Here is a 1,592-nt window from a genome sequence, read left to right on the forward strand (position 1 = left end):
ATCTAATACCCTAGATGCAGATTTCTGTCTTCGAGCCCTGGATAAGGCATTTCTTATTTCTCAGCCAGAGATATTCAACAGTGATCAAGGTTCTCAATTTACGAGTTGCGAGTTTACTGAGAAACTGGATAAAGTAGGAATTCAAAGCACTCTTGATTCCCAAAAATCCATGCGGGAAGCGATGGCGGAAAAACCTAAGGATTTTGAAAAGAATGACACATTAGAATCAAATCTATCGACAGAGTGTCCGGATGCTTCCGATTTAGCTGTCCGGATAAGCCGGAATATACACTGTTCCTGGTACAAAAAACGAGGGAAAAATTAAAAATAGCGACTCACTTTATCTCTGATGCTTCTCCCAAGTGATTATTTACTTGAGACTTTCTGTGGGATTGCATGAGGTTTTTTGAAAAAGACATTTCTGTGTTTCTTTTCAAGTCAATATAAACCAAGGGAACAAAAGAGCTCGACCTAGCGAGTTATCCCCGCCTTGATGGGCGGGGATAACTATTGCTTGAGATAGAAATTCATCGGCTTCTACCTAATTCATAAAATGCGACAACTGCTCTGATCAATTAAATTCCAGAATCTACAATACATTTACTGCTCCTTTAAAAGGAGATAGGAATACAAAAGAGCTCGGGGTAAATGAAAGGGGCCCTTCCACAGGTTTCCTTTGAGGGAAAGAGAAACTGATCCATCTCGATGGAGGTAGCCAAACCATTCTCCATATTGGGGATCGGGGAAATGCTTGAAGGTCCAATCATGGATTTTGGTATACCAATCCCAATATTTTTTATCTTGAGTAAGAGAATAAGCAAGTAAAAGAGCATAAAGTGCTTCGGTATGAGGCCACCAGAGTTTCATATCCCATTCTAGTTGTTCTGGTGGTCTTCCTGCAACATCGACGAAGTAAAAAAGCCCTCCGAATTTATCGTCCCATCCCCAGCGGAGAGACCAGTCAAGAATCTCCAGGGCTCTTTTTATAATCTTTTTATCTTCTCTCCTTTTTCCTTCTTCTAAGCAAAACCAGGCAGACTCAATGGCATGGCCAGGATTTATACATCTTCCCTCCGGACCGCTTAGCATCGATCCATCGCTGCGAACATTTTCTAACAGCGCTCCTATCTCATCTTTGGCATGAACCCAGAGGATCTCATCTAAATGCTGATTGATAATCCCCTCGAATCGCTCGTCAGACACCACTTCTCTAAGTTGTTGGGTGGTGGAAACCATAATCATGGGGATGGCATGAGTTTTGACTGAATAGTTTTCTGTGCACACACTTTCAGCCAGCAATTCAGGTTTCTGAAGAAGGTCAATAACTTTCCAATAGGTTTTTAGCGCTAAATCTAAAGCTTCCTCATCACCCGAGGCTTTGGCATAGTGAGCCAGGCCGATCACAATAAAGGTTTCCGAAAAAATACTCCAGGGCTTGTTGATTGGTTTTCCATCCCGGGTAGTGCGAAAATATGCTCTTCCATTTTCATCAAAAGCGTACTTTTTGATGAAATCTGCTCCCAGCTTGGAAGCATAGAGCCATTCTTCCTTTTTCTCAATTTCGTTATATAATTTGGCGAACATCCATGTTC

General features: G+C 41.8%; 1 protein-coding gene and 1 pseudogene. One reads left to right on the top strand and one right to left on the bottom strand.

What is annotated here, in order from left to right; translation table 11 throughout:
- Positions 1-325: pseudogene (locus GXZ17_RS01470) on the top strand (hypothetical protein); the annotation flags it as partial.
- Positions 326-600: 275 nt separating this feature from the next.
- On the opposite strand, the gene GXZ17_RS01475 reads toward GXZ17_RS01470, so the two are convergent.
- Positions 601-1,592 (bottom strand): AGE family epimerase/isomerase (locus tag GXZ17_RS01475; protein WP_409375518.1); only part of this gene is annotated, 992 nt, incomplete at its 5' end.

Origin of the sequence: Candidatus Sordicultor fermentans (genome assembly GCF_012728195.1) — a bacterium.
GTDB classification, from domain to species: domain Bacteria; phylum Atribacterota; class Atribacteria; order Atribacterales; family Caldatribacteriaceae; genus Sordicultor; species Sordicultor fermentans.